Source organism: uncultured Desulfovibrio sp., assembly GCF_944327235.1.
Classification (GTDB): Bacteria; Desulfobacterota; Desulfovibrionia; order Desulfovibrionales; family Desulfovibrionaceae; genus Desulfovibrio.
In genome coordinates, this window is record NZ_CALVHE010000102.1 from 1 (window position 1) to 8,125 (window position 8,125).

Here is an 8,125-nt window from a genome sequence, read left to right on the forward strand (position 1 = left end):
GCCCATACATTCCTTTCGGCAATCCATATTGCTGCCATTGTCATTTTTTACCTTTAATGAGTCCTGACCCTAGGGGCTGTTGACGCTATTCGTCGTCTGTTTGGGGGGAGGGGGAAGCCTCGCCTCGCGCGGGAGGGCCAGCCTTTTCGCGGCAAAGCGAGAAAAGGCGTTCTCGTCATCCTTCCCCCCAATCCCCCTCGATCCTTGCCCGGCGCGCGTTTACCGGGGAAGAGTCGGAGACACGAGGCACCCTTGCCCCAAAAGCAAGCGGAGTATATACAGTTTACTTCCCTTATCTATTGAAATTGTTTGTAAAGTTTATGCCGGCACGCCCTGGAGCGTTTTGCCGTTGAAAAAGGCATGACGCGAGGCGGGGTCACAGCGCCGCCCGGCCAAAAGAGGACGGGAAAACCACGTTCATCCCGCGAAACGACAAGCCGTATGGTTTGGGACGCGAAGCGTTCCAAAGGGGAAACGCTCCCCGATCCGCATACGGAGTCAGCGGAGCCATAAAAAAGGATGCGGAGGCCGTGCCGTCCGCATCCTTTTGTCGTTCGGGGCGTTGTCGTCCCGGACAGTTTCCGGCATACGCCGTCGAAAACTATTCCACCAGCCGGTCCGCGACCTTTTGCAGTTCCCTGAGTTCATCGGTCAGGGCCTGCGTGGATTCGGTGGCCTGCGACATGGCATCGACCAGTTCCTTGCTGATGTTGTTGACTTCTTCCACAGCGCCGTTGATCTGGGCCGAGGTGGAGGATTGTTCCTCGCTGGCGGAGGCGATGAGCCGCACCATGTCCGCCGCTTCGGTGGACAGGTGGACGATGTCGGCCAGATGATCGCCGGAAGCGCGGGCCAGATCCGTCACATGGTTGATGTTGCTGACGGCTTCGTCCACGTTCTTCATGTTGGTGACGGCATCGCGCTGGATGCCGCCCATGGTCTTGTCCACTTCGGTGGTGGCGGCCATGGTCTTTTCGGCCAGCTTGCGCACCTCGTCGGCCACCACGGCGAAGCCGCGTCCGGCTTCCCCGGCGCGGGCGGCCTCGATGGCGGCATTGAGGGCGAGCAGGTTGGTCTGGTCAGCGATGTCGCTGATGACGGTCATCACCTGCGTGATGTTCTGGGCCTCGCCGTGGAGATGCTCCATGTCCGCGCGCAGGCGCAGGGACTTTTCCTGCACGGCGCTGATGGCGGCCACCACTTCATTGACGATGTCCTGACCTTCGCTGGCCTTGTCGCGCATGGTGGCCGAATGGGAGGCGGCGTCCTCGGCATTCTTGGCGATATTGAGGACGGCGACGTTCATCTGTTCCATGGCCGCCATGGTCTCGGCCATGCGCTCGGAGGTCTGGCGCGAGGAGTCGTCCGCCTTGGCGATGAGCTTGAGCACGCTGCCGCAGGCCGTATTGGCCGTGCCGATGCGGGCGGTGGTCTCGCCGGCGGCCTCCTGGATGCGTTCGGCCGTCTCTTCCATGTGGCGCTGCTGGCGGGTGATCTCCGTGTAGTCCAGCCAGACGACCAGCGAATCCCGGACGATCTGCTGGTTGTCGAAGATGGGCGTGGCCATGGCCGCGCCGAAGACGTCGCCCTTGCCGGGGATGTTCAGGTGGCGGTCCTCGCGCAGGGTCTTGCGCGATTCCACACAGCGGCGGCAGATGTCGTCATCCGCGCCGATGAAGGCGCGCATCCCCGTGCCCTCATAGCTTTCCGGATCGCCCGTGTGGGCGAAGAGATCCAGCATGGGCGCGTTGACGAAGCGGATGATCTCCTCGGTGTCGCAGACCATGACCGGCGTGGGCATGGAGCTGAGGACGCCCTTGGAGAAGGCCAGTTCCGCCACGAGCTTGTCCAGCATCTTGTCCAGCGCGCGGGCCAGTTCGCCCACTTCGTTCTGCGTCGTATCATGCAGGCGGGAGGAATGATCGCCCTCGATGACCTGCCGGGCGAAGGCGGCGGTATCGGCCAGAGGACGGCAGATGCCGCGCCGCACGAAGATGAACGAATAGACCAGCGCCCCCGCCAGGAGCAGCAGGGTCGCGGCCAGCAGGTAGATGCCCCGCATGACGCTGGCGCGGCTCTCTTCCACCTGCGCGGCGGTACGCGCCGAGAGGGTGCGGAAGAATTCGGCCAGCGGCTGCATGATCTTGTCGGTCTGGCGCTTGTAGTCCGCGCCGAAGACCAGCGAGCGGGCCAGTTCCAGATCGGGCTTGCCCCGGACCTCGGAGCCGTCCGGCCCGGTGGTGATGCCCTTGACGGCGTTCATGGCCTTCGTTTCCAGCACCACGAGCTCGTTGGAGAGGTCGTTGGCCTGCTTGACGAGGGCGAACTCCTGTTCAGTGAAACCGTTTTCGCGCATGAGGTCCGTCAGACTGACGGTGCGGCCGGGATCGACGCTCTTGCTCTGGGAGCGCGGGATCTTCCCGGCGCGTTCATCCACGATGGCGAGGTAGATCTTCTCGTAACGTTCGTCGCCGGTGACGGCGTATTCCCGCACGTTGTTGGTGAGCTGTTCCGAGGATTGCATCAGCTCGTTGGCCAGCTGGAGGGCGACCTCTTTCTGCCTGTTCATGCGGATATTGTCTTCCACATTGCGGTACAGGTTCCAGACGAGCAGGGCGACGTAGCAGATCAGGACGAACATGACGCCGTTGACGATACTTGTCGAGCGCGAAATGGTCATGCGTATTCTCCCTCTACGTGGTATGTCGTTCTTATCGGCTTCTTGAGAGAAAGCATTAGCGCGATACGCGGATATGCGTCAGAGCGGAGAGAACGTTCCCGGTACGGCGGGGCCCGCGAGGAGGGCGTCCCGCCGTACCGGAGGAGGGAAAGGAAAGGAGGTGCGTCAGGCGGCGGGGCTGTTGATCTGCATCTTCCAGATGCCGCAGGGACAGACGCCCGCGCAGATGCCGCAGCCGATGCAGCGGGCCGGGTCGGAGACGTAGGACGCGCCGCCGTCCGCCTCCGGGATGCGGCTGATGGCCTGTTGCGGGCAGGCCGTCAGGCAGAGGCCGCAATCACGGCAGGTGCCGCAGCTGATGCAGCGCTCGTGATCGTGGGCGGCATCGGGCCGCTCGGCGGCCGGGCAGGGGGCGAACCAGGCCGTATGCAGGCTGTCCGCCGGGACGCGGGAACGCGCGGGCGCGGCATCGGAGGGCGTGCCGCGCAGGCGGGCGTCCACGGCCTCGGCCACGCGGCGGCCGGAACCGATGGCGTCCACCAGCAGGCCGGGCCGCACCACGTCGCCCACGGCATAGACATCTTCCAGCACGCTGCCGTCGGCGGCGGGGGAGAGCCAGTCGCGGAAGCGCGGGGCCGTCTCGGGCACGAAGTCCAGTTCCGGCGTCTCGCCCACGCTGATGATGACCATATCCGCCGGGAAAAGACGGCCTTCCTCGTCCACGAGGCCCTGCTCGGTGATCTCCTTCGTGCGCACCGGCCAGACGATCTTGCCGCCGAGGGCCTCGATGTGCGCCATCTCGTGCGCGAAGGCGGCGGGCTTCTGCACGTCCACGCAGGTCACGTCCCGCGCGCCGCAGGCAAAGGCTCCCGCGGCCACGTCCATGCCCGCGTTGCCGCAGCCGATGACCACCACCCGCTCGGGCACGGCGGGCGATCCGCCCCGGTTCACGGCCTTGAGGAAGTCGATGCCCGCCACGATGCGCTCCTTGCCCGGCCAGGGGAAGACGCGCGCCCTGTGGCCGCCGGTGGCGATGATGAGGGCGTCGTGCTCCTTGCGCAGGGCGGCGAAGCGCTCGGCATCCACCCGGCAGCCGGTGCGGATGTCCACGCCGATGTCCCGGATGCGCCGCAGTTCCGCCTCCAGCACGCCCGCGTCGAGGCGGGCATGGGGGATGACCTGCCGCAGCTTGCCGCCGATGTCCTCGTCGGCTTCATAGACCGTGACCGCATGGCCCTTGTGCGCAAGCTGCCAGGCCGCGCTCAGGCCGCCCACGCCGCCGCCGATGATGCCCACGCTCTTGCCGCTGGCCGGGACCGTCACCGGCAGCGTCGTCTCCGAGGAGAGCCGTCCCAGCGCGCCGATCTGGACGGCGTCGTCCAGCTGGTTGCGCGTGCAGGCGCTCTGGCAGAGATTGGGGCAGACGTGGCCGCAGACCGAGGCCGGGAAAGGACTGTGTTCCAGCACGAGGCGCAGGGCCTCCTCCACGCGGCCCTGCCGCAGGAGGTTGAAGCGCCGCTGGGAGGGGATGCCCGCCGGGCAGGCATGTTCGCAGGGGGCGGCGTGGCGGGCGTTCTCCCAGACGGGGCGGCGCAGGCGGTCCGCGTCATGGGCCACAAGCCCGCACACGGCGAAATCGTCCGGGCAGACATCGCTGAAGATGCCGTCCTCCACCCAGCGGTTGCGGCGGAAATCGTGCATGTCCGGCAGGCCCTCGTGGCTGTCCGCGGCGTGCGGGGCGGGCAGGATCTTGCGCCAGTGCTTCCAGACGGTGAGCTCCCGGCGCAGGCGCGGCCGTTCCACGGCGTCGAGGAAGGCTTCCAGCCCGGCGTCCAGAAAGGCGATGTCGTCCTCGTCCAGCGGATGCACGGCCACGTCCGGCGGCAGCTCGCCCAGCGGGCCGCGCACATAGACCACGCCGCCCACCATGCCCACGCAGGGCCGTTCCCCCAGCACGCTGCTCAGGGTCTGGCTGTTCCAGCCGCAGACGATGGCCTTGCCGCCGCCCATGAATTCAAAGGAGAAGCTGCCCACGCTCTGCAGCACCCAGAGCTCCGGGGCCTCATAGAGCGGGTCGTGCTTCATGAGCGAGCCGGAACGGGTCCCGGCGCGGCCGCCGATGTAGATGCGTCCGGCGGCGGCGCAGTGTCCCGCCGTGTCCCCGGCGTCGCCGCGCACGATGATGCGGCCGCCGGCATTGAGCCAGCCCACGTCCGCCGGGGCCGGGCCGTTGACGATGACCTCCGTGTCCGGCATACACATGCCGCCCACGCGCTGGCCGGGATTGGTGACCACGAAGCGCAGGGGGCGGCCGTCGCGGTTCCAGAGCGGCCCGCCGATGTCGTGCTGGCCGGAGGCTTCGATGACGAATTCGGTTTCGCCGCGTTCCACCGCCTCTTCGATGCGCAGCAGCAGGTCCTGCGTGGAAAGGCGCTGGTGTTCATGTACGGTCGTCAGATGCAGCATGACAAATCTCCGTCAGCAGGCGTAGGAAATGTGGAGGGTGTCGGCCACGTCCTTGCTGGTGGACACCAGCGCGTCGGAGCGGCCCACGGGCAGGGAGCTGTTGCCCACCGGGGCCAGCAGCTTGCGCAGCTCGTCGTCAAAGGTCAGCATGTAGTCCACGATGTTCTGCGCGCCCCTGTCCACGTCCAGACGGCGGACGAGGCGCGGGTCCTGCGTGCAGATGCCGGTGGGGCACTTGCCGGTGGAGCAGGCGTTGCAGCGGCCCCGCTCGTTGCCCACGCAGCCCAGCAGCTGGATGAGCAGCTTGCCCATGATGATGCCGTTGGCCCCCAGGCAGATCATCTTGAAGGCGTCGGCCGCGGCGTTGCCCGTCATGCCCATGCCGCCGCCCGCCCAGAGGGGGATCTGTCCCTGCAGGCCCTGCGAGACGGCGGCAAGGTAGCAGTCGCGCAGCTTGGAGACGATGGGATGGCCGGTATGGTCGAGGGAGATCTCATTGGCCGCGCCCGTGCCGCCCTGGATGCCGTCGATGAAGAAGCCGCCGCAGATGCGGTACGGGTCGCGCAAAAGGTTGTTGTAGACCGAGACCGAGGTGGCCGAGGCCGCGCACTTGATGGCCACCGGCACGCGGAAGCCGAAGGCCGCATTGAGGGAAAGGTGCATCTTCTGCACGGATTCCTCGATGGAATAGAGGCCCTGATGGTTCGGCGGCGAGTGCAGGGTGGTGCGCGGCACGCCGCGGATGGCCTGGATGTGCGGGGCCACCTTGGCCGCGGGCAGGAGGCCGCCGTCCCCCGGCTTGGCGCCCTGACCGATCTTGATGAGCACGCCCGCGGGATCGGTCTTCATGCGGGGCATGGCCCTGATGATGCGGTTCCAGCCGAAATGCCCGGACGCGATCTGCAGGATCATGTAGCGGAGCTGGTCGGATTCCAGCAGACGCACGGGCATACCGCCCTCGCCGGAGCACATGCGGATGGGCAGGCCGCAGACTTCATTGAGGTAGGCCGTAGCCAGCGCGATGGCCTCCCACGCGCGGGTGGAGAGCGCGCCGATGCTCATGTCGCTGAAGATGACGGGATAGATCCAGTGGACGGGCGGGGTGCGGCCGTCCAGCACCAGATTGTCCCCGTCCCGGCGCAGCGGCAGGTCACGCGCCAGCATCACCCGGCCCAGCGGGGCGCGCATGTCGAAGGTGTGGCGCTCGGAATCCAGCGCCGGGTCGGTCATCTGGCTGATGCGGCCCACCACGATGGCGTCCAGCGTGCGCTGGGTGTTGAGGTTGGTCCGCCCGCCGCGCTTGAGAGGGCCTCCGGCGCGGGCCAGCAGGGCAAAGCGGTCGTCCTGATTGCGGACGGGCCGTATGGCCCCGTTGGGACAGACCTTTTCGCACATGCCGCAGCCCACGCAGGCGCGGGCGAATTCGGCGCGCTGGCGGATGACCGGACGCGGCCGGTGCTCCTGACGCGGCGTCGGGAAAGGCCCGTCCGACAGGGGCAGGCTGTGCCGCCGCACGCTCACCTCGATGGCGTCGAAAGTGCAGGCCGCCACGCAGGAGCCGCAGAGCGTGCAGCTCGCTTCATCATAGTCTATCTTCCAGCGCAGATCGTTGCGCCCGATATCCTGGGTCCTTACTGCTTCCATCTCTGCACCGCCAGATCGTTGTCGATGAGCACGAGCTCCCGCTCGTTGGGATAGATGTCCTTCGAGGCGTCGCGGTCGGGCATGATGGCGTTGAGGCCGCAGACCTCCGACGCCACGGCCGCCATGCCGTCATCGAATCCCACCACCACGGGCCGCAGCTTCTTGGAGTCGCAACAGGTCAGCATACTGCCGTCGGGCAGCAGGCCGATGATGGCGTTGGGGCCGTTGATCTCCAGATGGGCCAGCGACTCGCGGATGTGCGTCAGCACCGCGCGATCCGGGCGGCCCTCCACCTCGGCCAGCGGCAGGGGCGTGATGACGTGCTTGAAGTAGCGCAGGGGCCACTTCAGTTCATGCAGCACATAATGCAGGGTATAGAGGAAATTCTGCGAGTCGGACTCGAAGCCCACATAGCCCCGGTGCAGCGACTTCTGGAATTCCTTGTTGCGGGTGAAAAAGGTGTTCTCGCCATTGGCGCAAAGCGTGTACCCCTGCAAAAAGAAGGGATGGGCCGCGTACCGCACGATGTCGTAATTGGTGTTCTGGCGACACTGGGCCACGATGTTGCGGGCCAGCAGGCGGGAGTCGTCCTCCCAGAGCCGGAAATACGTGGCGATGTCCGCCGGATCCCCGATCTCCTTCAGGGTCAGCACGTCCGGCCAGAAGGAATAGACATACCCCGCATCATGCCGCTCCAGCAGCTCGCGCAGCGCAAGACGCGTGTCCACCAGCAGCTCCTCCCGCTCGGCCCGGCTGCGGTAGTGATACACCTCGGGATAATCGTAATTGCGGAAGATGTACCGCGGCATGGCCTCGATGCGCAGCCCCGGCCGCCGGTCCACGTCCGGCACCCACTGCGCCACCTGCACGAAACCCCGCTGCTCCATGTACTCGTTGACCAGCTGCACGCCCCGCGGCGTACAGGCCAGCGACAGCAGCGGCTTGTCCTTGTAATGGGCAAACACGCCCTCCAAATCCTGCATGACCAGCGCAAAGCCCGAATTGTCATGCCCTTCCTGCTGCGGCAGCATGAGCCGCAAGGCCGCCGAAGGCGCAAGAGGCATCAGGCTCTTGATGGATCCGATTCTGCACATATATCCGTCCTTGGCGGCCCGCGCCCGCCGAGTTCGGAAAAACGAACGCGGGCCGCGCGTATTGAGGGTGTTTGTTTGGTGTGTCGGCTATGGTCAGGTTGTTTGGGGGGAGGGGGACCTCCTCCCCTAGCGCGGGAGGGGGTCCCCCTCCCCCCAAGCCCCCCACCCCTCCCCCAGCGCGCTTTCATAGGGGGAAAGGGATAGTTGCCGTTATTCAGACGTGACCATGTTCGTTTATTGA

4 protein-coding genes are annotated in these 8,125 nt (G+C 66.3%); all 4 read right to left on the minus strand.

Annotation, left to right across the window (positions count from 1 at the left end):
• Nucleotides 1-601: 601 nt before the first annotated feature.
• Nucleotides 602-2,680 carry a methyl-accepting chemotaxis protein gene (locus Q0K00_RS10635; RefSeq protein ID WP_297229352.1) on the minus strand — a complete coding sequence of 693 codons (2,079 nt, stop codon included), beginning with the start codon at nucleotides 2,678-2,680 and terminating at the stop codon, nucleotides 602-604.
• A 165-nt stretch (nucleotides 2,681-2,845) separates the two neighbouring features.
• Nucleotides 2,846-5,146 carry an FAD-dependent oxidoreductase gene (locus Q0K00_RS10640; protein ID WP_297229354.1) on the minus strand — a complete coding sequence of 767 codons (2,301 nt, stop codon included), beginning with the start codon at nucleotides 5,144-5,146 and terminating at the stop codon, nucleotides 2,846-2,848.
• Nucleotides 5,147-5,158: 12 nt separating this feature from the next.
• Nucleotides 5,159-6,790 (minus strand): glutamate synthase-related protein, encoded by a 1,632-nt coding sequence (locus Q0K00_RS10645; protein ID WP_297229356.1) that lies wholly within the window; start codon nucleotides 6,788-6,790, stop codon nucleotides 5,159-5,161.
• Nucleotides 6,778-7,884 (minus strand): glutamate synthase, encoded by a 1,107-nt coding sequence (locus Q0K00_RS10650; RefSeq protein ID WP_297229358.1) that lies wholly within the window; start codon nucleotides 7,882-7,884, stop codon nucleotides 6,778-6,780. The genes Q0K00_RS10645 and Q0K00_RS10650 overlap by 13 nt, the downstream gene beginning before the upstream one ends.
• Nucleotides 7,885-8,125: the final 241 nt, after the last annotated feature.

Excerpts from the sequence above, each read along its gene's own strand:
- Q0K00_RS10640 (WP_297229354.1), bottom strand. The coding sequence starts at position 5,146 with ATGCTGCATCTGACGACCGTACATGAACACCAGCGCCTTTCCACGCAG.
- Q0K00_RS10650 (WP_297229358.1), bottom strand. The coding sequence starts at position 7,884 with ATGTGCAGAATCGGATCCATCAAGAGCCTGATGCCTCTTGCGCCTTCG.
- Q0K00_RS10635 (WP_297229352.1), bottom strand. The coding sequence starts at position 2,680 with ATGACCATTTCGCGCTCGACAAGTATCGTCAACGGCGTCATGTTCGTC.
- Q0K00_RS10645 (WP_297229356.1), bottom strand. The coding sequence starts at position 6,790 with ATGGAAGCAGTAAGGACCCAGGATATCGGGCGCAACGATCTGCGCTGG.